Source organism: Pseudomonas sp. Irchel s3a10, from assembly GCF_900187525.1.
GTDB lineage: Bacteria > Pseudomonadota > Gammaproteobacteria > Pseudomonadales > Pseudomonadaceae > Aquipseudomonas > Aquipseudomonas koreensis_G.
In genome coordinates, this window is the sequence record NZ_FYDR01000001.1 from 941,446 (window position 1) to 967,088 (window position 25,643).

A 25,643-nucleotide genomic window follows, 5' to 3' on the forward strand; every position below is an offset into this window, starting at 1 on the left:
TGCGCTCAAACCATTGAGGGAGGCGTTCTGCCCATGCCCGAATTCGACTGGAACATCCCCCTTCCCCTGCGCTTCGGTCAAGCCGAAACGCAGCCGATGACCTTGACCGGTGCCCTGCCCGACGACGCGCAGCGCGAGACCTTCGAAGCCTTCATCCAGCAGCGTTTTCGCAAAGCCCATGGCGCCGATATTCGACACTTTATGCCCGAGCTGTTCGGCATGCACAACGGCGACGGTGAGCTGTGCGCGGTGGCCGGGGTGCGCCGAGCGCATCTTGAGCCGCTGTTTCTGGAGCGCTATCTGGATGACCCGATCGAACCGTTGATCAGCGCTGCGGCGGATCGTCCGGTGGATCGCACCGGCATCGTCGAAGTCGGCAATCTTGCCGCCAGCGACACCGGCAGCGCCCGCATGAGCATCATCGCCATCACTTACCTGCTGGCCATGGGCGGCCTGGAATGGGTGACGTTCACCGGCAACATCGGACTGGTCAACAGCTTCCACCGGCTCGGTCTGAAGCCAGTGACATTATGCGCCGCCGACCCGGAGCGCCTGGGTGACGAGCGTCAACACTGGGGCAGTTATTACGAAAGCAAGCCTTGGGTGCACGTCGGCAACATCCGCGCAGGCTTCATCCATTTGCGCAATATCGGCCTGTTCAATCGATTGGGACTGCCGACCTCGATTGAAGGAGCCTGCCATGTCGCTTGAACTGCAACGCTTCCAGGAAACCCTGCGCAACCATGCCCGGCGCAATGACAACAGCACCGCGCTGTGGGGCGATACGCTGAAACTCGATTACGCCACTGTTTACGCCGAGGTGCTGTATCGCCAGGAGCGCCTGCGCGATGAACAGGCGCAGGTGATCGCTCTGGCACTGGATAACGGCGTCGACGCGATGCTATGGGATCTGGCCGTGTTGTTCGAGGGCTTGACCTGCGTGACGCTGCCGCCGTTTTTCAGCCCCGCGCAACGGGCGCATTGTCTGGAACAGAGCCAGGCCGAACGGGTGATTGCCGAACCGGAGCTGGACGCCGAACTGCTCGCCGCCGGTTACGAGAAGCGCGGCGAGTTCTGGTGCCGCACGTTCGACGGCCCGAATCGCCTGCCAGCCGGCACCGCCAAACTAACCTTCACCTCCGGCACCACCGGCACACCGAAAGGTGTGTGCCTGAGCGCCGAGAGTCTGCTGCGTGTGGCGCGGGAGCTGGATCAAGCGAGTAAATCCACCGATCCGCAGCATCATCTGGCGTTGTTGCCGCTGGCGATTCTGCTGGAAAACCTCGGCTGCTACGCCGCGCTGTACGCCGGTGCGACGCTGAGTCTGCCGAGCCAGAAAACCCTGGGCATCCAGGGCGCCAGCGGCGTCGATGTACCACACCTGTTGGGCTATCTGGCTAGTCGTGCGCCGGAGAGTCTGATTCTGGTGCCGCAGCTGTTGCTGATGCTGGTCAGCGCCGCCGAACAGAAAGCCTTCGATCCACAAAGACTGCGTTTCGCCGCCGTCGGTGGTGCGCGGGTCTCGGAGGATTTGCTACACCGCGCGCAGCGTGTCGGTCTGCCGGTTTTCGAAGGTTATGGCTTGTCCGAATGCGCCTCGGTGGTGTGCCTCAATCGCCCCGGCGCACGGCGTCCGGGTAGCGTCGGCCAGCCGCTGCCGCACGTTGAAGTGCGCTTGGCCGAAGACGGCGAAGTACTGATCAAGGGCTCGGCGCTGCTCGGTTATCTGGGGGACGCGCCATACGCTGATGAGTGGTGGCCGAGCGGCGATCTGGGCGAGTTCGACCCCGAAGGTTTCCTGTACCTCAAGGGCCGCAAGAAGCACCAGTTCGTCACCAGTTTCGGGCGCAACGTAAACCCGGAATGGGTCGAATCCGAACTGACCCAGCGCCGCCATATTGCCCAGGCCTTCGTCTACGGCGAGGCCCTGCCGCACAACCACGTCTTGCTCTGGCCGCACCGCGCCGATTGCAGCGATGCGGAGCTGGCGGCAGCGGTCGCCGAGGCCAACAAAGCCTTGCCCGATTACGCCCAGGTGCACCGCTGGACGCGCCTGCCGCAACCCTTCACCGCCGCCAATGGCCTGCTGACCGCCAATGGTCGGCCACGCCGCGAGGCGATTGTCGCGCTGTACCACGCCCAATTGACTGAATCCGCTGTTTCCGAGGAGTCCGCATCATGAGTTTTTTCGACACCCTGCAAGAAGCCACGCAGCAGGAACGTCACGAGCTGTTCAACCTGCCGATCATCCTCGATGCCCTGCAAGGCAAGGTCAGCCTGCAAAGCTATCGGGCATTTCTCGCGCAAGCGTATTACCACGTGCGCCACACCGTGCCGTTGATGATGGCCTGCGGCGCGCGCCTGCCGACACGGCTGGAGTGGCTGCGCAAAGCCGTCTGCGAATACATCGAAGACGAATACGGCCATGAACAGTGGGTGCTCAATGATATTGCCGCGTGTGGCGGTGATCGCGATGCGGTGCGCGATGGTCAACCGTCGCTGCCGATCGAATTGATGGTCAGCTTCCTTTACGACCTGATCGCCCGAGGCAATCCGGTGGGCCTGTTCGGCATGGTCAACGTGCTCGAAGGCACCAGCATCGCCCTGGCCACTCATGCGGCGGGCAGCATTCGCGAGCGTCTGGCGCTGCCGGAAACCGCGTTCAGCTACCTGAGCTCCCACGGTTCGCTGGACATCGAGCACATGCAAACCTATCGCCGCTTGATGAATCAGCTGGAAGATCCAGAGGATCAGGCAGCGGTGATCCACGCCTCGAAGGTCGTCTATCGCTTGTACACCGACATGTTCCGTGGCCTGCCGCGTGACGCGGAGGCTCACCATGCAGCTGCGTGATGCGCGGGTGGTGTTGACCGGTGCCAGCGGCGGCATCGGCATGGCCATCACCGAGGCCTTGTGCGCCGCCGGCGCCCAGGTGTTGGCGGTGGCGCGGCATGAGCAGGCGCTGACGCCGTTGCTTGAGCGCTACCCGAATTCTCTGTGCTGGGTCGCCGCCGACCTGACCTTCCTCAGCGACCGGCGCAAGGTGCTGGCCGCTGCCGAAGCCATCGGCGGCATCAACCTGCTGATCAACGCGGCCGGGGTCAATCACTTCGCCATGCTTGAACAGCTGGATGACAGCGACATCAACGCGATGCTCGCGGTGAACATCAGCGCGCCGATGTGCCTGACCAAACTGCTGCTGCCCCTGCTCAAGCGGGCTGACAGTGCGATGGTGGTCAACGTCGGTTCGACCTACGGCTCGATCGGCTACCCCGGTTACGCCAGTTATTGCGCGACCAAGTTCGCCTTGCGCGGATTCTCCGAAGCGCTGCGCCGCGAGCTGGCCGACACTCGGGTCAACGTGCTGTACGTCGCGCCCCGGGCCACACGCACCTCGATGAACAGCGCCGCGGCGCAAGCCTTGAACGATGCGCTCAAGGCCAACGTCGATGACCCGCAAACTGTCGCCTCGGCGGTGATCCACGCGATCGCCGGCGACCGCCGCGACCTGTATCTGGGCTGGCCGGAGCGCTTCTTCGTACGCCTTAACAATCTGCTGCCACATCTGGTGGATCGAGGCCTGCGCAAGCAGTTGCCGCTGATTCGCCGCCTCAGTGAAAAACCTGACAACGAGCCGCCAAAATCATGAAAAGACTTTCCGTATGCCTGTTGCTCGCCGCCCTCAGCCAAAGCGTCTGGGCGCTGGAACCTGCCGATCAGCAACGCCTCAATGGCATCCAGCAGAGCTGGGCGCACATCCAATATGAAGTGGCAGAAAAACAGCGCGCCGCCGCGTTCGAGCAGCTGTCGTCCGAAACCACTGCCTTTACCACCCAGCGCCCGGTGGTGGCCGAAGCATGGATCTGGAAAGGCATCGTCACCAGCAGTTGGGCCGGCGCTCAGGGCGGACTCGGTGCCTTGGGCAAGGCCAAGGACGCCAAGGCCGATCTGGAAAAAGCCCTGACGCTCGACCCCAAAGCCCTGCAAGGCTCGGCCTACACCAGCCTCGCCGCGCTGTATGATCGCGTCCCGGGCTGGCCGATCGGTTTCGGCGACAGCGACAAGGCCGGGCAACTGCTCAAGCAAGCGCTGCAACTGAATCCGGAGGGCATCGACAGTCTGTACTTCTGGGGCGATCACCTCTACCGTCAGAAGCGCTACGCTGAAGCCAGGGTCGCGCTGCTCAAGGCCCAGCAGGCCGCGCCGCGTCCGGGCCGGGAAACCGCTGACGCCGGGCGCCGCAAAGAGATCGCCGCCCTGCTGGTGGACGTGAACAAGAAACTCGACTGACAGGAGTCCGCGTGCGTTTATTACTGATTGAGGATGACGTAGCCCTCGGTGAAGGCATTCATCAGGCATTGGGTCGCGAGGGCTACACCGTCGATTGGTTGAAGGATGGCAGCAGCGCGTTGCATGCGCTGCTCAGTGAAACCTTTGACGTTGCCGTACTCGATCTGGGCCTGCCGCGCATGGACGGCCTCGAAGTGCTGCGTCGTCTGCGCGACAGCGGTTCGAACCTGCCGGTGCTGATTCTCACCGCCCGCGATGCCACCGAAGACCGCATCGCCGGGCTGGATGCCGGTGCCGACGACTATCTGGTCAAACCGTTCGATCTCGCCGAACTCAAGGCACGCCTGCGCGCCTTGTTGCGTCGCAGTGCCGGCCGCGCCCAGGCGCTGATCGAACACGCCGGGATCAGCCTCAACCCCGGCACCCAGCAGGTCAGCTATCAGGGTCAACCCGTGGCGCTGACGCCCAAGGAATATCAGTTGCTGCATGAATTGCTTTCGCCGCCGGGCCGGGTAATGACCCGCGATCAACTGATCCAGTTGCTTTATGGCTGGAACGAAGAAGCCGAGAGCAACACCCTGGAAGTCCACATCCATCACCTGCGCAAAAAATTCTCCACCGACCTGATCCGCACCATTCGCGGTGTGGGTTATCTGGTGGAGGAGCGTCGATGACCTCGATTCGTCGCCGCACGCTGACGCTGATCATTGGGCTGTTGCTCGCTGGTCTTGCGGTGCTCAGCGTGTTCAACGTGCATGACAGCAACCACGAAATCGCTGAAGTCTACGACGCGCAACTGGCGCAAAACGCTCGACTGCTGCAAGGCGTGATGCGCATGCCGATGGCAAGCAAGGATCACTCGCAGTTGTACCAGGCGTTCAATCAGGCCCTCAGCGAAGCCAAGCCACGCGTCGACGGCCATCCTTACGAAAGCAAGATTGCCTTCCAGGTGTGGAACCCGAAAAACGAGGTGCTGGTGCACACCGCCAGTGCCCCGTCGTTCACCGCGCCGCCAACGAAGCCGGGCTTCAGCGATGTGGTCGACTTGAACAACCGTCACTGGCGCGCCTTCATGCTCGAAGACCCGCAGAACGGTCTGCGCATCTGGGTTGGCGAGCGCGACGACGTGCGCGCCGATCTGGTCGATCGCATCGTGCGTCACACGCTGTGGCCGAACGTGCTCGGCAGCCTGATACTCGCGGCGATGGTCTGGCTGGCCATCGGTTGGGGACTCCGGCCGCTGGCGAACATGGCAGAAACCCTGCGCGCCCGGCACAGCGGCTCGCTGGAGCCGTTGCAACTGACGCCGCTGCCCAGCGAACTGGAGCCGATGCAGGCGGCGCTCAACCGCATGCTCACGCAGATTCAGGAGGTACTCGGGCGCGAACGACGCTTTATCGCCGACGCCGCCCACGAGATGCGTACGCCGCTGGCGGTACTGCGGGTGCATGCACAAAACCTGCTGGAGGCCGGTACTGAACAGGAGCGCCGCGAGTCTTTGCAGTTTCTGATTTCCGGCGTCGATCGCACCAGCCGCCTGGTCAACCAGTTGCTGACCATGGCCCGCCTCGAACCCAAATCCAACCCGCCGCCGTTGCAGCGCATCGACCTCAGCGAAACCGTGCGCAACAGCCTCGTGCAACTGACGCCATGGCTGCTGAGCAAACGCCTGGAACTGACCTTCGATGACAGCGATAAAGCGCTGCACGTCATGGCCACCACCGCCGCCATCGACATCGCCCTGAGCAATCTGATCACCAACGCCGCCAACTTCTCCCCGGAGCACGGCGTGATCACCGTCAAGCTGAGTCAGGCCGACGGCTGGTGCCTGCTGAGCGTCGAGGATCAGGGCCCGGGGATTGACGAGGCGGATCGGGCGCGCCTGTTCGAACGCTTTTACAGCCGCGGCAACACGCAAGGTGCGGGCCTGGGGCTGACCATCGTCAACACCATCGCGTTGCGTCTGGGCGGACGGATTACCCTGGTCAACCGGCCGGAGGGTGGCTTGCGCGCCACCTTGTCGATGCCGCTCAGCTCAGGTGTGCAGCAACGCAGCGGCGGATGACACCACCAGCAGCACCGCCAGAATCCGGTTCAGCCACTGCAACTGCGCCGGATTACTCAGCCAGCGCGCAGCACCGCGACCGAGCAATGCCCACAGCGCCAGACACGGCAACGACACCAGAAAGAACGCCAGGCACAACGCGTTCAAGCCCTGCCCTTGCGCGGTAAATACGCTGATCACGGCGATCGCCATCATCCACGACTTGGGATTGACCCACTGCAACAGCGCGGCGCCAAGCAGGCCCAGCTCAGGTTTTTCCTCGCCGCAAGCGGGATCGATGGCAGTGGCCGGCGCGGTGAAAATCTGCCACGCCAGCCACAGCATCCAGCCCATCCCCAGCGCACTGATCACCGGGCGCACGCCGGGCAGCATCAGCGTACTGGCGCCAGCGCCGGCCACCCAGACCAACGAAGCGGCGCCCGCCCCCGCACCGAGAATGATCGGCAGGCACGGCCGCCAACCGCGTCGGGCGCTGGTGCTGAGCACGATGAGGTTGGTCGGCCCCGGAGTGATCGAGGCAACAAAGGCAAAGAGGATGAACGCAAGCATGGCACGGCCCTGTAGAAAGTCAGGGCCTACTCTGGCGGTTGCGAAGTGTGGCGGTCTTGAACGTTTGTTCAGCGTCGAAACGTACCAATGGCGCGTTGCTGATAGGCGCCCGGGGTGATGCCGTAAGCGCGCACGAACCAGCGCCCCAGATGGCTTTGGTCGGCGAAGCCGAGGCGGCTGGCGACTTCCACTGGCTGCATGCCGGCGGCGAGCATTTGCCGGCCACGGCTGAGGCGCAGCTGGATCAGCCACGCGTGCGGCGCGAGTCCATAAGCAGCCTTGAACGCGCGGGTCAGGCGAAAGCGGTCGGTGCCGCAGACGTCGGCCAGGGTTTGCAGGCTGATGTCTTGCTCGTGGTAGGCCACCAGGTAATCGCGTGCCTGCCGGGCGATCAATGGCGCACGGTTGGCAGCGGTCGGTTGCGGTCGCCGGTACAGGTGAATCGCCAGTCGCTCCAGCAACGCATCCAGTGCCACATCGCGCACCATGCGCACGTCCTGTTTATGCAGCGCATTGAAGGCAAACAAAGTGGCCCGGGCCAGTTCGGGATCATCATTGAGCACACTGCCGATTCCCGGCAAGCCGCTGCCGTAACTGCCCAGATGCAAACCGTCCAGCGCTTGCTCCAGCCATGCCGGTTGCAGATAGAGCATGCGATAGGTGAAACCGTCCGGGCTCGGCGCATCGCCGTCATGGATGTCGCCGGGCTCAAGCATGAAGACCTTGCCCGGCGTGCTGTCATGCCGCGCGCGACGGCTGTTGAAGCGCTGCACGCCTTGCTCGGTGAAGCCGATCAGGTAGGTTTCGTGCCAGTGCGGATCGTAGGCGTGCGCGTGCCCGGCGAAATGCGCGTGCAGGGTTTCGATGCCGGTTTCCCGGTCGCGGGCAAGGTCGATCCAGTTGCTCATGGCGTGCGTACAGTGGTGGGCTGGAGCCAGTAATCCACAATTGGCGCATTGAGGCTAGAACGTTTGTGCATTTCAGATCGAGCGCTGATTGACCCGCGCCCTCAACTGCTCGGCGCTTTCCTTGCGCTCGGAATAGCGATCCACCAGAAAATCCTGACGCTCGCGCAGCAGCACGGTGAACTTCACCAGCTCTTCCATCACATCGACCACGCGATCATAGAACGGCGAAGGTTTCATCCGCCCCGCCTCGTCAAATTCCGTGAACGCCTTGGGCACCGAAGACTGATTGGGGATAGTGAACATGCGCATCCAGCGCCCCAGCACGCGCAGTTGATTGACCACGTTGAACGACTGCGAACCGCCGCAGACCTGCATCACCGCGAGGGTTTTGCCCTGGGTCGGACGCACCGCGCCGAGCTCCAGCGGAATCCAGTCGATCTGCGCCTTGAACACCGCCGACATCGCGCCGTGACGTTCCGGCGAACACCAGACCTGACCTTCCGACCACAGCACCAGCTCGCGCAGTTCCTGGACTTTGGGATGGTCGACCGGGGCGTCATCCGGCAACGGCAAACCGGACGGATTGAAGATGCGCGTCTCGGCACCGAAGTGCTCCAGCAAGCGTGCGGCCTCCTCCACCAGCAGACGGCTGAAGGAGCGTTCGCGGGTCGAGCCGTAGAGCAGCAGGATGCGTGGTTTGTGTTCGTGCGAAGGTGATGTGTTTCGGCCTTCGAACAGCGTGTGATCAAGATTGGGCAAGTGCTCTGACATATGTCCTCCGGCTCAGAGGGAGCCGATGCGATCCAGTTCGCGCTGAAGCTCAACGCGGCTGAGTGATTTGAAAGGAAGACCGAGGAAGGTTGCGCAGCGGCGCTCGATGATCGCCAGCGTGGCACGGAACGCGGCATCCACTGCGGCCTCGTCGCCGCTCACATCAGAGGGATCTTCCAGCCCCCAATGACATTTGATCGCCGGGCCGAAGTACACCGGGCAGGTTTCGCCCGCTGCCTTGTCGCAGACAGTGATGACGATGTCCGGCGGGTTGCTTTCGAAAGCGTCGTTGCCTTTGCTGTACAAACCGTCGATCGCGATACCGGCCTGTTGCAGCGTCGTCAGGCTGCGCGGCAACACCTGGCCCTTGGGGAAACTGCCGGCGCTCACCGCCTCGAAACCCTCGCGCGCCAGATGATTGAACATGGCTTCGGAAAGAATGCTGCGGCAACTGTTGGCCGTGCACATGAACAGGACACGCATGGATAGCTCCGGGGGTATTTGAAATTCAGCAGCACGCGGTTTCGCGGGCAGGACGGCCGTCCATGTTGTGCAGGCGACAGGCATTGTCCTTGAGCCAATCGGCGTTGGCTGTCGCGGTGACCTTGAGGATCTGGTGAACCCAATCCGGCAGATCCGGGTTGAGCCGGTAATAGACCCACTGGCCCTGACGGCGATCGAGCAACAACCCATTGCTGCGCAGTTGCGCGAGGTGGCGGCTGATTTTCGGCTGGCTGTCGTCGAGGGCGCACATCAGCTCGCAAACACACAGCTCACCCTGCTCGGCAATCAGCAAAGTGGCGCGGACACGTGTTTCGTCGGCCAGGCTTTTGAACAGTTCGGTGGGGGTAAGCATGGGGGGCGGGCTCGAACATACGGAAAACCGAATATACGGATATCCATATATTATTCAACCCCAGATGCGATCCCTTGTAGGAGTGAGCCTGCTCGCGATAGCGGTATGCCTGTGAAGCAGAAGTCGCCTGATACACCGCTATCGCGAGCAGGCTCACTCCTACAAGGGATTTTTGTCGGCAGGACTATCCGCGTAACAGGTCTTGCTCCGCCTCGCAAAGGCCGACGACATAATCCCAGACCACCCGCAGCCGTACCGACTTGTGCAGCTCGCGCCGGGTGCTGATCCAGTAACTGCGCTCGCTGCTGTCATCCGGCAATAACGCCACCAGATCCGGATCCGACGCGGCCATGTAGCAAGGCAGCACGGCAATGCCCAATCCCGAGCGCGCCGCTTCCTGCTGGGCGATGACGCTGGTGCTATGGAACACCACGCGCGGGCTGCGGCAGAAGCTGTTGAGGAACATCAGTTCCTGACTGAACAGCAAATCATCGACATAACCGATCCACGCATGCCGCGCGAGGTCTTCGCGGCTGCGCAACGGCGGCGCGTTGTCGAGATAGCGTTGGCTGGCATAGAGCGCCAACCGATAGTCGGTGAGCTTGCGCGTGACCAGCATGTCGGCCGCCGGGCGCTCCAGATGAATGCTGATTTCCGCCTCGCGGTTGAGGATGCTGACGAAGCGCGGCACGGCGACCAGTTCCACTTCCAGCCCCGGATAGCGTTCGAACAGGCCGATCATCCGACTGGCGAGAAACTTGATGCCCAGCCCTTCGGTGACGCCGACGCGGATCTTGCCCAGCGGTGCGGTGGACTGGGTGATTTCTTCCTGGGCCAGCAGCGCGACGTTCTCCATCGCTTCGGCGTGCTTGAGCAGCGCCTCCCCCGCCGGGGTCATTTCATAGCCTTGGGCGTGCTGGACGAACAGCGCGGTGCCGAGGCTTTTTTCGATGGCCTCGATGTGCCGGGCGACCGTGGCGTGAGTAGTGTTCAAGCGCCGGGCAGCGGTGAGCAGGCGGCCGCTGCGTTGCAACTCCAGAAAGAACCGCAGGTCATTCCAGTCGAACATGGGGTGTCCTTGTCAGCTATGGTCAATCCGGGCTGTTTGAAAACGCACAGCGGCTGCGCAAAAACTAACATTCTTTTAACGAAAGCTAACAACTAGAGTGTCCGACAATAAAAACAAAAAGCGAGGTCAGGGAATGCAGACTTCCCTTGAAGAATACGACTACATCGTGGTCGGTGCGGGCCCTGCCGGGTGCCTGCTGGCCAATCGACTGTCGGCTGATAAACAGCAGCGGGTGTTGCTGCTCGAAGCCGGTGGACGCGACAACTACGCATGGATTCACATCCCCGTGGGTTACCTGTTCTGCATCGGCAACCCGCGCACCGACTGGTGCTTCAAGACCGAAGCGCAGCCCGGCCTGCAAGGCCGCAGCCTGAGCTACCCACGCGGCAAAGTGCTCGGTGGCTGCTCCTCGATCAACGGCATGATCTACATGCGCGGTCAGGCCGGCGACTATGACGGCTGGGCGGCCGAGGGCAATCCGGGCTGGGCCTGGAACGACGTGCTGCCGCTGTTCAAACAAAGCGAAAACCATTTTGCCGGCGCCGCTGAATTTCACGGTGCCCAGGGTGAATGGCGGGTCGAGCAACAGCGGCTGTCATGGCCGATTCTCGACGCGTTTCGCAGTGCCGCCGAACAGAGCGGCATCGCCAGCATCGACGACTTCAATGAGGGCGACAACGAGGGTTGCGGCTACTTCCAGGTCAACCAGAAGGCCGGGGTGCGCTGGAACGCGGCCAAGGCCTTTCTCAAACCGATTCGCGAGCGGACCAATCTGACGGTGCTGACCGGGGTTGAAGTGGATCGCGTGCTGCTGGAAAACGGCCGTGCTTCAAAAGTCAGCGCGCGTCACGAAGGCCAAGTGAAAAGCTTCAAGGCGCGCAAGGAAATCATCCTCTGCGCCGGTGCCGTCGGCTCGCCGAGCATTCTGCAACGCTCCGGGATCGGCCCGCGTCCGTTGCTGGAACGTCTTGGCATCGGCGTGATTCATGAGCTGCCGGGGGTCGGCGGCAATCTGCAGGATCACCTGCAACTGCGCCTGATCTACAAACTGCAGAACGCCCGCACCCTGAATCAGATCGCCGGCAGCGTGTGGGGCAAGATGGGCATGGGCCTGCGCTATCTGTATGACCGCAGCGGGCCGTTGTCGATGGCGCCGAGTCAGCTCGGAGCGTTTGCCCGATCCGGGCCGGAGCAGACCTCGGCGAACCTTGAATACCACGTGCAACCGCTGTCGCTGGAGCGCTTTGGCGAGCCGTTGCACAGCTTTCCGGCGTTCACCGCGTCGGTGTGTGATCTGCGTCCGCAGAGCCGTGGCCGCATCGACATCCGTTCGGCAGACCCGCAAGAAGCGCCGCTGATTCAACCGAATTACCTCAGCCATCCCGAAGATTTACGCGTCGCCGCCGACGCCATTCGCCTGACCCGCCGTATCGTCAGCGCCCCGGCCCTACAAGCGTTCAAACCGGTGGAGTATCTGCCCGGCGACAGCCTGCAAAGCGAAGAACAACTGCACGAAGCCGCGGCGCGGATCGGCACGACGATTTTCCACCCGGTCGGCACCTGCCGCATGGGCAATGACGCTGACGCGGTGGTCGATGCGCAACTGCGCGTGCATGGCGTAACCGGCCTGCGCATCGCCGACGCCTCGATCATGCCGCGCATCACCTCGGGCAACACCTGTTCGCCTACGCTGATGATTGCCGAGAAGGCGGCGCAGCTGATCCTCAACCCACCGATCAGGACCTGCACAGCAACCCCTGAACTGGCCCAAACCCTGTAGGAGCTGCCGCAGGCTGCGATCTTTTGCCTTTGGCTTTTACAAGATCAAAAGATCGCAGCCTTCGGCAGCTCCTACAGGGCATCGTGTAATTCGTTCAAGGCAGCGCGCAACACCAGTGGAACAACAAAAACAATCACTGTGAGGGATACCGATATGTCAGAACACGTTCAGCCGCTGGACGCCGTGCGCAGCGCGGAGACCAGCCCGGATACACGCAAAGTCATCTTCGCCTCGTCCCTGGGGACGGTGTTCGAGTGGTATGACTTCTTCCTCTACGGCGCACTCGCGGCGGTGATCAGTAAGCAGTTTTTCGCCGGGGTCAACGACACCACGGCGTTCATCTTCGCGCTGATGGCCTTCGCCGCCGGGTTTATCGTGCGGCCGTTCGGGGCGCTGGTGTTCGGTCGGTTGGGGGACATGATCGGACGCAAATACACCTTCCTCGCCACTATCATCCTGATGGGCGTCGCCACGTTCTGTGTCGGCCTGTTACCGACCTACGCCAGCATCGGCATCGCCGCGCCGATCATTCTGGTGGTGCTGCGCATGCTTCAGGGCCTGGCGCTGGGCGGCGAATACGGCGGCGCCGCGACCTATGTGGCGGAACACGCGCCAATCGGCAAACGCGGTTTCCACACCAGCTGGATTCAGTCCACCGCCACCCTCGGTTTGCTGCTGTCGTTGCTGGTGGTGCTCGGTTGCCGCTACTTCACTGGCGATCAGTTTGAAGTCTGGGGCTGGCGCATTCCGTTCCTGCTGTCGATCGTGCTGCTGGGCATTTCCACCTGGATCCGCCTGAGCCTGCACGAGTCGCCGGCGTACCTGAAAATGAAAGAGGAAGGCAAAACCTCGAAAGCGCCGATCCGCGAATCCTTCGGCAAATGGGAGAACCTCAAGGTCGTGCTGATCGCGCTGTTCAGCATCAACGCCGGGCAAGCGGTGACCTTCTACGCCGCGCAATTTTACGTGCTGTTCTTCCTCACCCAGTTCCTGAAAATGGACCCGGCGGTGGCCAACAGCCTGCTGATCATCAGCGTGGTGATCGGCGCGCCGTTTTTCATCATTTTCGGCTGGCTGTCGGACAAGGTCGGACGCAAACCGGTGCTGATGCTCGGGCTGCTGCTGGCGACCGCGCTGTACTTCCCGATCTTCAAATCCCTGGCGCATTACGCCAACCCGGCAATCGATCAGGCCAGCCGCCAGGCGCCGATCACCGTATTGGCCGATCCGGCGACCTGCACCTTCCAGTTCGACCCGGTGGGCAAGGCCAAATTCGACAGCCCGTGCGACAAGGTCAAGACCTTCCTGGTCAAGCAAGGCCTGCCCTACTCCAGTGTTGCCGCCCCGGCCGGCAGCGGCGTGCAGGTGAGCATCGGCGACGTGAAAATCGACGGCTATGACGAATCGGCCCTGCGCGGCGCGGTGACCCTCGCCGGCTACCCGCAACAGGCCGACCTGCAGCAGATCAACAAGCCGATGATCGTGGCGCTGATCGTCGCACTGATCATCATCTCGGCCATGTGCTACGGCCCGCTGGCGGCGCTGATGGTCGAACTGTTCCCGACGCGCATCCGCTACACCTCGATGTCCCTGCCGTATCACATCGGCAACGGCTGGTTCGGCGGTTTCCTGCCAACGGTGTCGTTCGCGCTGGTGGTGTACACCGGGGATATTTTTTATGGGCTGTGGTACCCGGTGCTGATTACCGGGGTCAGCCTGGTGGTGGGGATGATCTGTCTGCGAGAGACGAAGAATATCGATCTGGACAAGAACTGAACCTGAACCTGCACACATGACACTTTGGTGAAAAAAACCTGTGGCGAGGGGATTTATCCCCGATGGGGTGCGTAGCGCCCCCCGTGAAAAAGGGGACTACTACGTAGTCCATCGGGGATGAATCCCCTCGCCACAATTGAATCTCCTCAGCCAAGAATCAGGCATCCGCCTTGATCACCTCAAACTTCACCTGATCCGGATAAAACGCCACGTAGTCACGAATCGGCGCGACCGAGACTTTCGGATTTTCGTAAGTCCACACCGCATTCGCCGCCTCATGCCCCGGTATTTGCAGGCTGAAGTAATTCGCATCGCCCTTGTACGGGCAATAACTGGTGTGGTCGGTGCGGGCGAAGTATTTCTCGTCGATGTCCTCGCGGGGCACGTAGTACACCGGCGGGTAGTTGGCCTCATGGAGCACCAGCACATGCGAGGACGCCGCGACCTGGATGCCGTGGAATTTCACCAGCAGGCAACCGGGGAGTTCTTCGAGGGTGATGACGGGGTTGAGGCCGGTGGTGCTCATGGGGGTTTCTCCAGGGACAAATGAACTGTGGCGAGGGAGCTTGTCGAATCGTCGCACCGTCCCGCTGGGCTGCGTAGCAGCCCTAAATCCAGGAATCGCGTGTGTCAGGTATAACGCGATTTCCGAGTTTGCGACGGCTTCGCCGCCGAGCGGGACGGTGCGACGATTCGACAAGCTCCCTCGCCACAGGACGATAGTTGCCCTGAATCGGTGTCAGTCAGGATCAGCTCAAACCACGATATCAGTCGCCAGCGCCTGCCCCACCACACCGACGGCAAAGTCCACCTCACCCTGCCCCGTCAGATCAATCAGCAGCCCGGTCTGACCACTCTGCGCGTAATACGTCAGGATTGCATCGCCCGCATGGCCGGTGAAACTGCTGACGAAGTTCAGCGTGGCCGCACCCGTGGCGAAACCGGCGATGCCCGAGAGGTCGATCTTGTCCAGGCCGCTTTTGAAATCCATGATCCAGTCCGGCTGGTTGTCGGTCGAATCGCTGGCTGCGCCGAACACGAAGGTGTCTGCGCCCTCGCCGCCCCACAGCACATCCGCGCCGCCACCGCCGTAGAGGATGTCGTTGCCGGCACCGCCGAACAGATGGTTAACCGCCGAGTTGCCGATCAGCAGGTCATTGCCCGAACCGCCAACCGCATTCTCCACGGTCACGCCATAGGCAATCGATACGTTGCCGACCAGCCCGCCGACGTCAGAGAACGAACCCTCATTGAGGTTGATCTTCTGGTTCTGGGTGAAACCGGAGAAGTTCAGCGTATCGTTACCGCCACCGTCCCACACTGAGAACACCACTTTCGACGCCGCCGATGTAGCGCTGTAGAAATCGCGGCCGGCGTTGGAGCCGAAACCGTAGGTGGTGTCATCGGCGCGGGTTGCATAGTTGGCACCGTAGAGTTTCTGCACCGCGACGATATCGTCGAGCAACGGTGCCGAGGCGTAAGCGCCGCTGCCGTCCTTGCTGAAGTTCTGGTCGGTGTTGGCTTCGCTCCAGTAGCTCATCAGGCTGTAACCACGGGTGTCTTCGGCGTACTTGGCGTCGTTGTAGGTCGGACTGCCGTTGCCGGCGTTGTAGGCGCCCGGGTGAGACAGGCCGAGGGTGTGGCCGATTTCGTGAGTCAGGGTCTGACGCCCGTAGTTGTTGGTGTCCGGAGTCTTGTTGACCTGATATTGATTGTTGATCAGGTACCACGACTGACCGTCATAGCTGCCGCCGCTCGGCAGGTAGGCGAACGCCGCGCCGCCGGTGCTGACGTCGTAGTTGCCGAAGGTCATGTGGCCGTCGCCGCCATTGCCCTCGGTGAAGGTCACCTTGGCCACGTCGGCCCAGGATTGCATGGCCAGCACGGCTTGAGCCTTTTGCTGAGCGCTGAACTGGCTGAAGTTGCCGAGGTTGGGGTTGTAGTTCGCCGGTTTCTCGGTGAGGAAGGTGTAGGTCAGGGAGATTTTGCCGTCACCGTTCTTGTCGTGCCACGACAGGTTTTTGCGCAGGATTTCGTCGGCTGCCTGATCGGCGGTGAACGACGGTTTGCCGTTCACCAGGCCGACGCCGCGGTCGTACAGATGGCTGAAGGCGTTCACTTCATCAAAGGCGCTGCTGGTTTTCGTTTTGGCTTGAGCCATGGTGGGACTTCCTTGTTTCAGAGTTGGCAGTACGCGTCGAGCACGGCAATCCACGGCGAGATCGTCCGCTCACTCGCGTTTCTAAGAAGCCCGGTGAACCTGACACGGGCGTCAACTGCCCTGCCAATCGATTTCTCGATAGCCGCTCGCGACGTCCCGGTAATACCGGTCATTCCCGGCAACGTTTTGATCTGTATATCCATACAGATAAAAGTTGCTCCGGGCGCCAACTGCGGCCATTCTGTGCACCTCCAGGAACTGAACGACGACGGTGGTTATGCGGCTGTACCTCTGTGAAAAACCTTCCCAGGCCAAAGACATCGCGGCCGTGCTGGGCGCCAGGCGTCGGGGCGACGGCTGCTGGCTGGGAACGGACGTCACAGTGACCTGGTGCATCGGCCATCTGCTGGAAACCGCGCCGCCGGATGCCTACGATGCGCGCTACAAGCGCTGGGTGCTGGCGGATCTGCCGATCATTCCCGACAAGTGGAAAATGACCGTCAAGCCGCGCACCGCCAGCCAGTACAAGGCGGTCAAGCGCCTGCTGGGCGAGGCCAGCGAACTGATCATCGCCACCGACGCCGACCGTGAGGGCGAAATGATCGCCCGGGAACTGGTCGAGCACTGCCGCTATCGCGGGCCGATCCGTCGCTTGTGGCTGTCGGCGCTGGACGAAGCGTCGATTCGCAAAGCTCTGGCCGCGCTGAAGCCGGGGGCGGAAACCTTCAGCCTGTATCACTCGGCCCTGGGGCGCTCGCGGGCTGACTGGCTGATCGGCATGAACATGAGTCGCCTGTTTACGCTATTGGGCCGGCAGTCCGGTTATCAGGGCGTCCTGCCGGTTGGCCGAGTGCAGACGCCGACACTGCGGCTGGTGGTGGATCGCGACCGCAGCATCGCCGATTTCGTGCCGGTGCCGTACTGGGCGATCGATGTGCAACTGCTGCACGACGGCACGCCGTTCACCGCGCAATGGCGTGCACCCTCCGACGTTTGCGACGATCAGGATCGCTGCCTGAATCAGGCGCTGGCCCAGCACGCAGCCGCCGCTCTGAACAGCGCTGCCAGTGCACGGGTGGTGAAGCTGCGCACCGAACGCATGCGCGAAGTGGCGCCGCTGCCATTCGATCTGGGCACCCTGCAGGAGGTCTGCTCGAAGAAACTCGGTCTCGGCGCCCAGGAAACCCTCGACATCGCCCAGGCCCTCTACGAAACCTACAAGGTCATCACCTACCCGCGCAGCGATTGCGGTTTCCTGCCGCTGAGCCAGCACAGCGAAGCCCCGGGAATACTCGCGGCACTGCGTCAGGCCGACCCCAGCCTCGACGCGCTGAACGGTCACCTCGACCCGCAGCGCCGCTCACGGGCGTGGAACGACGCCAAGGTCGGCGCCCACCACGGCATCATCCCCACGGCGGCAGCAAAAAATCTCGAGCGTCTGAGCGGCAAGCACCGGGCGGTCTACACCCTGATTCGCGCGCGTTATCTGGCGCAGTTTCTGCCCAACCACGAATACGATCGCACCCAGGCCGATTTCGATTGCGCCGGCGAAGCGTTGCGCGCGGTCGGCAAACAGATCATCGAACCGGGCTGGAAACGCGCCTTGCCCGAAGCTCTGGCCCCGGCCAAGGGCCGCGAAGCGCCAGCTCCGCAAACCTTGCCGGCACTGAGTCAGGGTATCGATTGCGCCGTGGCCGGCGTGAACCTCAAGGATCTGTGGACCCAGCCGCCGAAGCCCTACACCGAGGGCGATCTGATCAAGGCGATGAAGAACGTCGCCAAACTGGTGGAAGATCCGCTGCTCAAACAGAAGCTCAAGGACACCACCGGCATCGGCACCGAAGCGACGCGCGCCTCGATCATTCAGGGCCTGCTGGATCGTGGTTATCTGGTGAAGAACGGCAAGGCGCTGGCCGCGACTCCGGCGGCCTTCAGCCTGATCGACGCCGTACCCCGGGCGATTGCCGACCCCGGCACCACCGCCATCTGGGAACAGGCGCTGGACATGGTGCAGAGCGGCGAGATGAGCCTGGAGGAGTTCGTCACCAAACAGGCAGCCTGGATGAGCAAGCAGGTCACCCGCTGTTCTGCGCTGAGCCTGACCATCAGCGGCCCCCCACCTGCCGGCAAGGCTGCTGCGCCGTGGAAGAAGAAACGCAAATCGACCCGAAGCAAAACTTCTGGCACCACACAACGCAAAACAAAATAGGCTTTTGTGGCGAGGGAGCTTGCTCCCGCTCGGCTGCGCAGCAGTCGCAAAACCTGCAACTATGGTCTATCTGAAACATCGCGATTGCAGGTTTTAGGGCCGCTTCGCGCCCCAGCGGGAGCAAGCTCCCTCGCCACAGGGTTCTTAAGTCTCCCTTTTGGAGTTCATTGACCATGCCCACCATCGAACTGCACCCCGCCCACCGCGACGAACTGCAAACCATCGAAAACCTCATGCAGTTCTACATGTACGACTTCAGCCAATGGCTACCACTGAAACTCGGCGAACATGGCTTCTTCAGCATTCAGCAGAAAGACGATTACTGGCACAATCCCGCTACCCAACCGTTCCTGATCCGCGTCGACGGTGAACTGGCCGGCTTCGTGACCGTGGATGACGACACCCACACTGAAGGCGCGCAACACAACATCGGCTACTTCTTCCTCACTCGGCGCTTTCGTGGCCAAGGCGTCGCGCAGTTTGTCGTCTCTGCCCTCTTGAGCCGTCTGCCCGGTCAATGGCAGATTTTCCACATCGACGCCAACCTGCCTGCGCAGCGCTTCTGGGCCAGGTTGATCCCCGAATTGGCTGGCGGCGCCTTCACCCGCCAGCAGCGCGCCGTGGACGGTTATCCCTGCACCATCTATGTCCTGCACGCCCCCACATCCGTTGCCTGAACTGAACTTTTCTCATTCCAAAACAGCTTTGTCCGACAATATGTAGTGAACAAAAATAATCACTACAAAACCGTTGACGGCACCGTTTTGCTTTTGCATGATGAAGACGTTCCCCGATCGGGAACATCGGTAACACGCTTGAGCAAACTCGTCTGACCGCCGAGTTGTTTTTTCCGGATACACGCTGCCCACAAGGCAGATTGAAGAAGCTGACCTGGCCTGAACGTCCAGTACAAGGACGAGAAGCGCTGGCGAAAATTCTCAAGACGCTTGTGGTCGACACTGAAAATGTCGTCAAGGAGCCTCCCGGTTTTCGCTGCTTCTCCTCGTTGTGACGCTATTGCGTAGCAGTTATTCAACACGACTACATGCAACAGACGCATGACCCCGTACTTCACACGGGCGACCGCTGACGTCCTGGTTTCGGTGCCAGGGATCAACTAACCGATGGGCTACCTGTATTAGCGAATCAACTTTGAAAGATCACCAGACTGGTCAAGGGGCAAACATCATGAATCTGAACAATCAACCTACTATCGAAGAACTGGCTCGTATGTTCGCTGCGCAAAAAGACAGCCACGACAGCCACATTCTCTGGATCAGCAAGTCGGGTCAGGTGCATATCGACTGCCTGTCGCCCCACGCTGGTGAAGAAGAATTCGACCGCAGCAATCAGAACCTGCTGGCCCGCCTGAAGATGTACCGCCGCGGCCACGGTTATGTCGGCAAGAAAGCTGCGGCCGATAAAGACTTCATCGGCAATGTGCTGCAGACGCTGAAACAGGCGTGGGATTCGATGCAGAACAAGAATGAAGTTCGGGTGATTGACCGGTTCTGCTGATTTACAACTTCAACAAATAAAAGGGCCTGCTTCCAACAGAAGCAGGCCCTTTTTATTTATCAGACATACAACAACCTCTGTAGGAGTGAGCCTGCTCGCGATAGCGGTAGATCAGACACTTCAGTATTGAATGGACTACCGTTATCGCGAGCAGGCTCACTCCTACAGGGGACTGTGTCGTTGGTTAGATTTTGATTGCAAAACCAACGCCACAAATGCCACCGCCGCCGCACTGTGGTAATTATTCTGCCGCCGCAACAACGCCGCCCCACGCTGCGGGGCTTCGTTCTCGACCCGCAGTCGGCGCAACGCCCGGTCTTCGCTGGCAATCGCCTCGGGCAACATCGTCGCCATCGGCGAATGGCGCACCACTTCCAGCAGCGTACTCACCGAGTTCACCTCGATCCGCACCTGCGGCGTGATCCCCTGCTGACGGAAATACTCATCGATCGATAACCGCGTGATGAAGTCCGGCGCCAGCAAGGCGAAATCCAGTTGCGCAAGGTCACTCGACGTCAGCACCGCGCTGCTGTCGTACAGCGGATGCTCGCGCCCGACCATGATCCCCAGGGTTTCGGTAAACGCCGGGATGCACTCGATGTCCGGGTGGCGCACCGGAGTAAAGGCAATCGCGATATCCAGCGAATCGTCCGCCAGCCCCGCCTCGATGTCGTCCATCGACAGCTCGAAAATCTGCAGATGGATACCCGGGTAGCGCGCCGCGAAATCACGCACCAACGGCCCGACCAGATAGGCCATGAAGGTCGGCGTCATGGCCAGCCGCAGGCTGCCACGGGACAGATCCTTCACGTCGTGCAACGCCCGCTTGCCCGCCTCCAGTTCAACCAGCACGCGCCGTGCGCATTCGATGTAGGCCTCGCCGGCATCGGTGGGTTTAACAGTGCGCGAGGTGCGGTCGAACAGGTTCACCCCAAGGGATTCTTCCAGTTGGCGGATCTGTTGCGACAGGGTCGGCTGTGACACGTGCAACGCCTCCGCCGCCCGGGTGAAGCCGCCGTGATCGGCCACGGCCAGCAGATATCGCAAATGTCGCAGCAGCATGGGGATCACCATCTATAGGCAGGACTTATGCGAAGCATTGTATATCGGTCTTGGACGCTATGGATCAATCGGCAGAAGATGACTTCCACACAGCAAGCCAACCTTGAAAGGAGTGACACCATGCAACAGTCCCACGCCTACAACGATGCCAGTCTGGCCCTGACCACGCGCATTCTCGACATCAAGGCCCGCAAGAATCTGTCATGGCAGGATCTTGCCGATGGCACCGGCCTGAGCCTGGCCTACGTCACCGCTGCCCTCCTCGGCCAGCACCCACTGCCACAAAACGCCGCGCAAGTGGTTGGCGACAAACTCGAACTGGACGCCGACGCCGTTGCCGCCCTGCAGATCATCCCGCTGCGCGGCAGTCTCAGCGGCGTGCCGACCGACCCGACCATCTACCGCTTCCACGAGATGATCCAGATCTACGGCACCACCCTCAAAGCCCTGGTTCACGAGCAGTTCGGCGACGGCATCATCAGCGCCATCAACTTCAAGCTCGACATCAAGAAAGTCGAAGACCCGGAAGGCGGCTCCCGCGCCGTGGTCACCCTCGACGGCAAGTTCCTGCCGCTGCGTCCGTTCTGATCCACCCCGGCCCGCACCCCGCGTGCGGGCCCATCCAAACCTGAATTGCCAAGTCGTCACCACATCTGCCTGGAGGCTGCCCCATGCACAAAATTCTGTTGACCCTGGCCCTGCTCGCCGGCCTTGCCGCCCAGGCCCAGGCCGATGAAGAGGCCATTGCCTACCGCTACGGCATGACTCTGGATATTGCTGAAGTCGTGAGCATCACCCCGGTCGCCGACGTCTGCGGCGTTGTACCGGTCGAGATGACCTACCTCGACAGCCACGGCGCAAAACACATTCTTCAATACAGCGAATTCGGCACCGGCTGTTCGAACTGAGAGGACAACACCATGAAAAACCTGATCGAAGGCTTCCTGAAGTTCCAGAACGAGGCGTTTCCGCAACGCACCGAGCTGTTCAAGCACTTGGCGACCACTCAAACCCCGGGCACCTTGTTCATCACCTGTTCCGACAGCCGCGTCGTCCCGGAACTGCTGACCCAGCAAGAACCCGGTGAGCTGTTCGTGATCCGCAACGCAGGCAATATCGTGCCGTCCTACAGCCCGCATCCGGGCGGGGTGTCGGCGACGGTGGAATACGCGGTGGCGGTACTGGGTGTGACTGACATCGTGATCTGCGGCCACTCGGATTGCGGCGCGATGACCGCGATTGCCCAGTGCAAATGCATGGATCACCTGCCCGCCGTCAGCGGCTGGCTGCAACATGCCGAGTCGGCAAAAGTGGTTAACGAAGCGCGGCCGCATGCCAATGACGCGGCGAAGCTGAGTTCGATGGTGCGGGAAAATGTGATCGCGCAATTGGCGAATATTCAGACCCACCCGAGCGTGCGCCTGGCCCAGGAGAAAGGTCTGCTGAACCTGCATGGCTGGGTGTATGACATCGAGACCGGCTCGATCGATGCGCTGGCGGTGGATCGGCGCACGTTTGTGCCGTTGGCTGAGCAGCCGGCGACGTGCGCCATTCAGGCAAACGCCAGTGCAGCCGCCTGAAGGAGAACAGTGCAACCCTGTGGCGAGGGAGCTTGCTCCCGCTGGGGCGCGCAGCGGCCCTCGCTTATTTGGGTCTGCTGCGCAGACCAGCGGGAGCAAGCTCCCTCGCCACAGGTTTAGTGTTCAGATCAGCGCTTTACGCTGAGGTCGATCTGGGTCATGCGACTACGAACCGTGAACACGCCATCCCCCGAAAGAATCGCACTGCGCGCAAACAAGCGCCCGCTTTCCCAGTTCGAAAGCCCCAGTTCCGGCTTGTTCAGCGCGTACTGACCATCGACCCAACGGGTAATCCCGTTACCCACAAACGGCGCGTTCACCGCGTTGTAAAAACGCTCTTGCGCAGCAGCATCCTCGCTGATCAGCGACACCGTGAACTGCGGGCTGTAGCGGTTGAACAGCGCGATCGCCTGATCCAGACCATCGACGATCATCAGGCTGACTTCCGGGGTTTCTTCCCATTCCCACTCGCGGCCCAGCTCGGATTCCGCCAGCGTTTCGGCCAGGGCTTCGGTCTGATAACCCTCGGCGCGATAGACCTCGACCGTCGCGTTCTGCCACTCGGCCGGCAGGTAACGTTCGCTGCCTGCGACGATGTGCAATTTGCAGCCCTGACCGCGTACGGTACCGGCCTGCTGCAGCGCATCGAGGAACAGCGGGATCAGCTCGGCGGCACGCTCGCGTTGAATCAGGCAGACGTTCAGCGTGTTGCAGACTTTGCGATCCAGCGAGTTGCGCACCACGGCGGCGAAGCGCGTGGCGTCGGCGTCACGATCCGCAATCAGCCACGCGCCGCCAGTGCCATGCAGGCTGACCGCCGTGCCCGCCTGCTGGGCGATGCTGCCCAACTGGCTGACCGCACGCCCCGAACCCCGGGCCACCGCCAGCGACAAACGCCGGTCGGCGAACATTGCCCACCCGGCGGCGTGATTGACGCTTTCCACCAGCGACACCGCACCCGCCGGCAGACCGGCCTCGGCCAGCGCCGGGTTAAGGGCGTGAGTGACGATTGCTTGCGCGGTGCCCAACGCGTCGCTGCCGATACGCAGCACTGCGGTGTTACCGGTGCGCAGTACGCCGGCGGCATCGGCGAACACGTTCGGCCGTCCTTCAAACACGAACGCCACAATGCCCAGCGGCGATACCACTTGCTCGACCTTCCAGCCATCGTGTTCGACGCTGCTGATGACCTTGCCACGCGTGGCTGGCGCATCCCGCCAGGCGCGCAGACCGGCGATCATGTCGCGGCGCATGCGTTCGTCGGCGAGCAGTCGAGTGGTCGAGCGACCACGGGCCTTGGCGCGTTCGATGTCGGCCAGGTTCGCGGCTTCGATCAGAGTCCAGCATTCCGCGGTTTCGAGACGTTGCGCGAACAGATCGAAGAAGCGGCTGATGGCCTCGTCGCTCACCGCAGACAATGCGCTGAACGCGGTTTCTGCCCGTTCGATCGCCACCGCAGCCGCTTGTTGATCGGCCACCGGAATCAGCAACAGCTCGCCACTCACCTGCTCGACCAGCAGGTGGTCACCGGGCTGAAACCGCGCCGCCAGTTCGGGGCTGACCACGGTCACGCGGTTACCAGCGAAAGGGATCGGCGTGCCAGCGACTAGACGTTCGAGCGCAAGAGACATGAAGCGGATTCACCATATGAGGGGCGGCCGGAAAATGTATAGGAACAGCGCTCTCCCAGGCAACACAAAACCCTTGTAGGAGTGAGCCTGCTCGCGATAGCGGAGTGTCAGACGCAGTCATATTGAATGACACACCGCTATCGCGAGCAGGCTCACTCCTACAGTTACTGCGGTGCTTTTTAGAACACCGACCAGCCAATCCGCGAACTGAGCATCTCCAGCGCCGCCATCCCCGCCAGCGAGTTGCCGGCAGCGTTGAGTTCCGGCGACCACACGCACACCGTGAACTGCCCCGGCACCACCGCGACAATCCCGCCGCCAACCCCGCTCTTGCCCGGCAGACCGACACGATAGGCGAAGTTGCCGGCCTCGTCGTACAGACCGCTGGTGGCCATGATCGAGTTGACCTGCTGGGTCTGGCGCCGGGTCAGGATCTGTTCGCCGCTGTGTTTGCAGAAACCATCGTTAGCAAGAAAGCAGAACGCGCGGGCCAGATCGATGCAGTTCATGCGCAACGCGCAGTGGCTGAAGTAGCTGCGCAGCACCGCTTCGACGTCGTTGTGGAAGTTGCCGAACGATTGCATCAGGTACGCCATAGCCGCGTTGCGGGCGCGATGCTGGTATTCGGACTCGGCGACCTTGCCGTCGACGATCACCTGTGGATTGCCCGACAGGCGCCGCACGAAGTCGCGCATCGAAAGGGCCGGCGCGGCGAAACGCGACTGGTTGATGTCGCAGATCACCAGCGCCCCGGCATTGATGAACGGATTGCGCGGACGCCCGCGTTCGAACTCCAGTTGCACCAGCGAGTTGAACGGCTGGCCGGACGGCTCGTGACCCAGGCGCTCCCAGATCGCCTCGCCGGAATGCTCGATGGCCTGCACCAGGCTGAACACCTTGGAAATACTCTGCACCGAGAACGGCGTCTCGGCGTCGCCGGCGCAATACATTTCGCCGTCGTTGCCATACACCGCGATGCCCAACTGATTGGCCGGCACAGTGCCGAGGGCGGGAATGTAATCAGCCACTTTGCCCTGCCCGATCAGGGGCCGGACAGCATCAAGAATCTCGTTCAACAGCGCTTGCATGCCGGGTTCCGAAGTCTCGCCCCATGGGATTGCGGGGACACTGGGGCTAGACGCCGCGCAACTGCCACGAATCACACTGGCTATCACAGGGGACTGTGGTAGATGAAAGACTCAGGGCTGGCCACGATCAAGGGTGGGAGTGAGCTTGCTCACGAAGGGGTCGGCACAGTCAGCATTGATGTTGGCTGACCTGACGCTTTCGCGAGCAAGCTCGCTCCCACAGGGGGGACTGTGGTGGATGAAGGATTGGGGGCCTGCCGCGATCAGGGGTGGGAGTGGGCTTGCTCACGAAGGGGTCGGCACAGTCAGCATTGATGTTGGCTGACCTGA

At 61.8% G+C, this 25,643-nt stretch carries 26 protein-coding genes; 15 read left to right on the top strand and 11 right to left on the bottom strand.

The features are described from left to right. Nucleotides 1-33 precede the first annotated feature (33 nt). From CKW11_RS04135 to CKW11_RS04165, 7 genes are read left to right on the top strand one after another with little or no spacing between them, the layout of a single operon-like run. On the top strand, nt 34-711 hold the full coding sequence (locus CKW11_RS04135; RefSeq protein WP_095136515.1) for a thermostable hemolysin: 678 nt from the start codon (nt 34-36) through the stop codon (nt 709-711). After that, a complete protein-coding gene (locus tag CKW11_RS04140) occupies nt 701-2,182 on the top strand; it encodes an AMP-binding protein (RefSeq protein ID WP_095136516.1) in 1,482 nt (493 codons plus the stop codon). Before CKW11_RS04135 ends, CKW11_RS04140 begins: the two co-directional genes overlap by 11 nt. Continuing rightward, on the top strand, nt 2,179-2,853 hold the full coding sequence (locus tag CKW11_RS04145) for a TenA family transcriptional regulator (protein WP_047597654.1): 675 nt from the start codon (nt 2,179-2,181) through the stop codon (nt 2,851-2,853). The genes CKW11_RS04140 and CKW11_RS04145 overlap by 4 nt, the downstream gene beginning before the upstream one ends. Continuing rightward, on the top strand, nt 2,840-3,649 hold the full coding sequence (locus CKW11_RS04150) for an SDR family oxidoreductase (protein ID WP_095136517.1): 810 nt from the start codon (nt 2,840-2,842) through the stop codon (nt 3,647-3,649). Before CKW11_RS04145 ends, CKW11_RS04150 begins: the two co-directional genes overlap by 14 nt. Next, a complete protein-coding gene (locus CKW11_RS04155) occupies nt 3,646-4,290 on the top strand; it encodes a tetratricopeptide repeat protein (protein WP_095136518.1) in 645 nt (214 codons plus the stop codon). The genes CKW11_RS04150 and CKW11_RS04155 overlap by 4 nt, the downstream gene beginning before the upstream one ends. 11 nt (nt 4,291-4,301) lie before the next feature. After that, the gene (locus tag CKW11_RS04160; RefSeq protein WP_047295015.1) at nt 4,302-4,964 is read left to right on the top strand and encodes a response regulator; all 663 of its coding nucleotides are present in this window, start codon (nt 4,302-4,304) and stop codon (nt 4,962-4,964) included. Beyond that, nucleotides 4,961-6,355 (top strand): ATP-binding protein, encoded by a 1,395-nt coding sequence (locus CKW11_RS04165; protein WP_095136519.1) that lies wholly within the window; start codon nt 4,961-4,963, stop codon nt 6,353-6,355. The genes CKW11_RS04160 and CKW11_RS04165 overlap by 4 nt, the downstream gene beginning before the upstream one ends. Here the strand turns inward: CKW11_RS04165 and CKW11_RS04170 are convergent. From CKW11_RS04170 to CKW11_RS04195, 6 genes are all read right to left on the bottom strand, one after another. Beyond that, on the bottom strand, nt 6,326-6,904 hold the full coding sequence (locus CKW11_RS04170) for a LysE family translocator (protein ID WP_095136520.1): 579 nt from the start codon (nt 6,902-6,904) through the stop codon (nt 6,326-6,328). The two genes, CKW11_RS04165 and CKW11_RS04170, sit on opposite strands and share 30 nt — an antisense overlap. Before the next feature lie 68 nt (nt 6,905-6,972). Next, nucleotides 6,973-7,812 (bottom strand): AraC family transcriptional regulator, encoded by an 840-nt coding sequence (locus CKW11_RS04175; RefSeq protein ID WP_095136521.1) that lies wholly within the window; start codon nt 7,810-7,812, stop codon nt 6,973-6,975. Between the two features lie 72 nt (nt 7,813-7,884). Then, complete coding sequence (gene arsH, locus CKW11_RS04180; RefSeq protein WP_095136522.1) at nt 7,885-8,583, bottom strand: arsenical resistance protein ArsH; 699 nt, start codon at nt 8,581-8,583, stop codon at nt 7,885-7,887. A 12-nt stretch (nt 8,584-8,595) separates the two neighbouring features. Further along, nucleotides 8,596-9,066, bottom strand: coding sequence for an arsenate reductase ArsC (locus CKW11_RS04185; RefSeq protein WP_095136523.1), 471 nt, complete (start codon nt 9,064-9,066; stop codon nt 8,596-8,598). Between the two features lie 25 nt (nt 9,067-9,091). Beyond that, nucleotides 9,092-9,439: a metalloregulator ArsR/SmtB family transcription factor gene (locus CKW11_RS04190; RefSeq protein WP_095136524.1), complete on the bottom strand. Its 348-nt coding sequence runs from the start codon at nt 9,437-9,439 to the stop codon at nt 9,092-9,094. Between the two features lie 184 nt (nt 9,440-9,623). Continuing rightward, nucleotides 9,624-10,508 (bottom strand): LysR family transcriptional regulator, encoded by an 885-nt coding sequence (locus tag CKW11_RS04195; protein ID WP_095136525.1) that lies wholly within the window; start codon nt 10,506-10,508, stop codon nt 9,624-9,626. Nucleotides 10,509-10,641: 133 nt separating this feature from the next. Between CKW11_RS04195 and CKW11_RS04200 the strand changes: the two genes are divergently transcribed. Beyond that, on the top strand, nt 10,642-12,288 hold the full coding sequence (locus CKW11_RS04200; RefSeq protein WP_095136526.1) for a GMC family oxidoreductase: 1,647 nt from the start codon (nt 10,642-10,644) through the stop codon (nt 12,286-12,288). Between the two features lie 153 nt (nt 12,289-12,441). Further along, on the top strand, nt 12,442-14,064 hold the full coding sequence (locus CKW11_RS04205; protein WP_095136527.1) for an MFS transporter: 1,623 nt from the start codon (nt 12,442-12,444) through the stop codon (nt 14,062-14,064). A gap of 157 nt (nt 14,065-14,221) precedes the next feature. Here CKW11_RS04205 and CKW11_RS04210 read toward each other — a convergent pair whose 3' ends face one another. Continuing rightward, complete coding sequence (locus CKW11_RS04210; RefSeq protein WP_041073381.1) at nt 14,222-14,590, bottom strand: DUF427 domain-containing protein; 369 nt, start codon at nt 14,588-14,590, stop codon at nt 14,222-14,224. A gap of 228 nt (nt 14,591-14,818) precedes the next feature. Then, nucleotides 14,819-16,225 (bottom strand): serralysin family metalloprotease, encoded by a 1,407-nt coding sequence (locus CKW11_RS04215; RefSeq protein WP_095136528.1) that lies wholly within the window; start codon nt 16,223-16,225, stop codon nt 14,819-14,821. A 277-nt stretch (nt 16,226-16,502) separates the two neighbouring features. On the opposite strand from CKW11_RS04215, the gene CKW11_RS04225 reads away from it, so the two are divergent. The 3 genes from CKW11_RS04225 (at nt 16,503) to CKW11_RS04235 (ending at nt 19,952) form a co-directional block, all read left to right on the top strand. Then, complete coding sequence (locus CKW11_RS04225) at nt 16,503-18,434, top strand: DNA topoisomerase III (protein ID WP_095136530.1); 1,932 nt, start codon at nt 16,503-16,505, stop codon at nt 18,432-18,434. Nucleotides 18,435-18,607: 173 nt separating this feature from the next. Continuing rightward, entirely contained in the window at nt 18,608-19,111 is a 504-nt protein-coding gene (locus CKW11_RS04230; RefSeq protein ID WP_095136531.1) for a GNAT family N-acetyltransferase, read from the top strand. 511 nt (nt 19,112-19,622) lie between these two features. Further along, complete coding sequence (locus CKW11_RS04235) at nt 19,623-19,952, top strand: hypothetical protein (protein ID WP_041073389.1); 330 nt, start codon at nt 19,623-19,625, stop codon at nt 19,950-19,952. Nucleotides 19,953-20,114: 162 nt separating this feature from the next. On the opposite strand, the gene cynR is transcribed toward CKW11_RS04235, so the two are convergent. After that, complete coding sequence (gene cynR, locus CKW11_RS04240; protein ID WP_095136532.1) at nt 20,115-21,014, bottom strand: transcriptional regulator CynR; 900 nt, start codon at nt 21,012-21,014, stop codon at nt 20,115-20,117. 120 nt (nt 21,015-21,134) lie between these two features. On the opposite strand from cynR, the gene cynS reads away from it, so the two are divergent. From cynS to CKW11_RS04255, 3 genes are all read left to right on the top strand, one after another. After that, nucleotides 21,135-21,602, top strand: a complete 468-nt coding sequence (gene cynS / locus CKW11_RS04245; protein ID WP_047597616.1) for a cyanase — start codon at nt 21,135-21,137, stop codon at nt 21,600-21,602. 83 nt (nt 21,603-21,685) lie between these two features. Continuing rightward, on the top strand, nt 21,686-21,922 hold the full coding sequence (locus CKW11_RS04250; protein ID WP_095136533.1) for a DUF2790 domain-containing protein: 237 nt from the start codon (nt 21,686-21,688) through the stop codon (nt 21,920-21,922). Nucleotides 21,923-21,934: 12 nt separating this feature from the next. Further along, complete coding sequence (locus CKW11_RS04255; RefSeq protein WP_095136534.1) at nt 21,935-22,594, top strand: carbonic anhydrase; 660 nt, start codon at nt 21,935-21,937, stop codon at nt 22,592-22,594. A 128-nt stretch (nt 22,595-22,722) separates the two neighbouring features. On the opposite strand, the gene CKW11_RS04260 is transcribed toward CKW11_RS04255, so the two are convergent. Together CKW11_RS04260 and glsB are read right to left on the bottom strand one after the other, a co-directional pair. Next, nucleotides 22,723-24,225 carry an aldehyde dehydrogenase family protein gene (locus tag CKW11_RS04260; protein WP_095136535.1) on the bottom strand — a complete coding sequence of 501 codons (1,503 nt, stop codon included), beginning with the start codon at nt 24,223-24,225 and terminating at the stop codon, nt 22,723-22,725. 179 nt (nt 24,226-24,404) lie between these two features. Further along, nucleotides 24,405-25,313 (bottom strand): glutaminase B, encoded by a 909-nt coding sequence (gene glsB, locus CKW11_RS04265; protein WP_003226050.1) that lies wholly within the window; start codon nt 25,311-25,313, stop codon nt 24,405-24,407. Between the last annotated feature and the right edge of the window lie 330 nt (nt 25,314-25,643).

What these genes read in the sequence shown, in the direction of transcription:
- CKW11_RS04135 (WP_095136515.1), top strand. Translation starts at nt 34, where the DNA reads ATGCCCGAATTCGACTGGAACATCCCCCTTCCCCTGCGCTTCGGTCAA.
- CKW11_RS04140 (WP_095136516.1), top strand. Translation starts at nt 701, where the DNA reads ATGTCGCTTGAACTGCAACGCTTCCAGGAAACCCTGCGCAACCATGCC.
- CKW11_RS04145 (WP_047597654.1), top strand. Translation starts at nt 2,179, where the DNA reads ATGAGTTTTTTCGACACCCTGCAAGAAGCCACGCAGCAGGAACGTCAC.
- CKW11_RS04150 (WP_095136517.1), top strand. Translation starts at nt 2,840, where the DNA reads ATGCAGCTGCGTGATGCGCGGGTGGTGTTGACCGGTGCCAGCGGCGGC.
- CKW11_RS04155 (WP_095136518.1), top strand. Translation starts at nt 3,646, where the DNA reads ATGAAAAGACTTTCCGTATGCCTGTTGCTCGCCGCCCTCAGCCAAAGC.
- CKW11_RS04165 (WP_095136519.1), top strand. Translation starts at nt 4,961, where the DNA reads ATGACCTCGATTCGTCGCCGCACGCTGACGCTGATCATTGGGCTGTTG.
- CKW11_RS04170 (WP_095136520.1), bottom strand. Translation starts at nt 6,904, where the DNA reads ATGCTTGCGTTCATCCTCTTTGCCTTTGTTGCCTCGATCACTCCGGGG.
- CKW11_RS04175 (WP_095136521.1), bottom strand. Translation starts at nt 7,812, where the DNA reads ATGAGCAACTGGATCGACCTTGCCCGCGACCGGGAAACCGGCATCGAA.
- arsH (WP_095136522.1), bottom strand. Translation starts at nt 8,583, where the DNA reads ATGTCAGAGCACTTGCCCAATCTTGATCACACGCTGTTCGAAGGCCGA.
- CKW11_RS04185 (WP_095136523.1), bottom strand. Translation starts at nt 9,066, where the DNA reads ATGCGTGTCCTGTTCATGTGCACGGCCAACAGTTGCCGCAGCATTCTT.
- CKW11_RS04190 (WP_095136524.1), bottom strand. Translation starts at nt 9,439, where the DNA reads ATGCTTACCCCCACCGAACTGTTCAAAAGCCTGGCCGACGAAACACGT.
- CKW11_RS04195 (WP_095136525.1), bottom strand. Translation starts at nt 10,508, where the DNA reads ATGTTCGACTGGAATGACCTGCGGTTCTTTCTGGAGTTGCAACGCAGC.
- CKW11_RS04200 (WP_095136526.1), top strand. Translation starts at nt 10,642, where the DNA reads ATGCAGACTTCCCTTGAAGAATACGACTACATCGTGGTCGGTGCGGGC.
- CKW11_RS04205 (WP_095136527.1), top strand. Translation starts at nt 12,442, where the DNA reads ATGTCAGAACACGTTCAGCCGCTGGACGCCGTGCGCAGCGCGGAGACC.
- CKW11_RS04210 (WP_041073381.1), bottom strand. Translation starts at nt 14,590, where the DNA reads ATGAGCACCACCGGCCTCAACCCCGTCATCACCCTCGAAGAACTCCCC.
- CKW11_RS04215 (WP_095136528.1), bottom strand. Translation starts at nt 16,225, where the DNA reads ATGGCTCAAGCCAAAACGAAAACCAGCAGCGCCTTTGATGAAGTGAAC.
- CKW11_RS04225 (WP_095136530.1), top strand. Translation starts at nt 16,503, where the DNA reads ATGCGGCTGTACCTCTGTGAAAAACCTTCCCAGGCCAAAGACATCGCG.
- CKW11_RS04230 (WP_095136531.1), top strand. Translation starts at nt 18,608, where the DNA reads ATGCCCACCATCGAACTGCACCCCGCCCACCGCGACGAACTGCAAACC.
- CKW11_RS04235 (WP_041073389.1), top strand. Translation starts at nt 19,623, where the DNA reads ATGAATCTGAACAATCAACCTACTATCGAAGAACTGGCTCGTATGTTC.
- cynR (WP_095136532.1), bottom strand. Translation starts at nt 21,014, where the DNA reads ATGCTGCTGCGACATTTGCGATATCTGCTGGCCGTGGCCGATCACGGC.
- cynS (WP_047597616.1), top strand. Translation starts at nt 21,135, where the DNA reads ATGCAACAGTCCCACGCCTACAACGATGCCAGTCTGGCCCTGACCACG.
- CKW11_RS04250 (WP_095136533.1), top strand. Translation starts at nt 21,686, where the DNA reads ATGCACAAAATTCTGTTGACCCTGGCCCTGCTCGCCGGCCTTGCCGCC.
- CKW11_RS04255 (WP_095136534.1), top strand. Translation starts at nt 21,935, where the DNA reads ATGAAAAACCTGATCGAAGGCTTCCTGAAGTTCCAGAACGAGGCGTTT.
- CKW11_RS04260 (WP_095136535.1), bottom strand. Translation starts at nt 24,225, where the DNA reads ATGTCTCTTGCGCTCGAACGTCTAGTCGCTGGCACGCCGATCCCTTTC.
- glsB (WP_003226050.1), bottom strand. Translation starts at nt 25,313, where the DNA reads ATGCAAGCGCTGTTGAACGAGATTCTTGATGCTGTCCGGCCCCTGATC.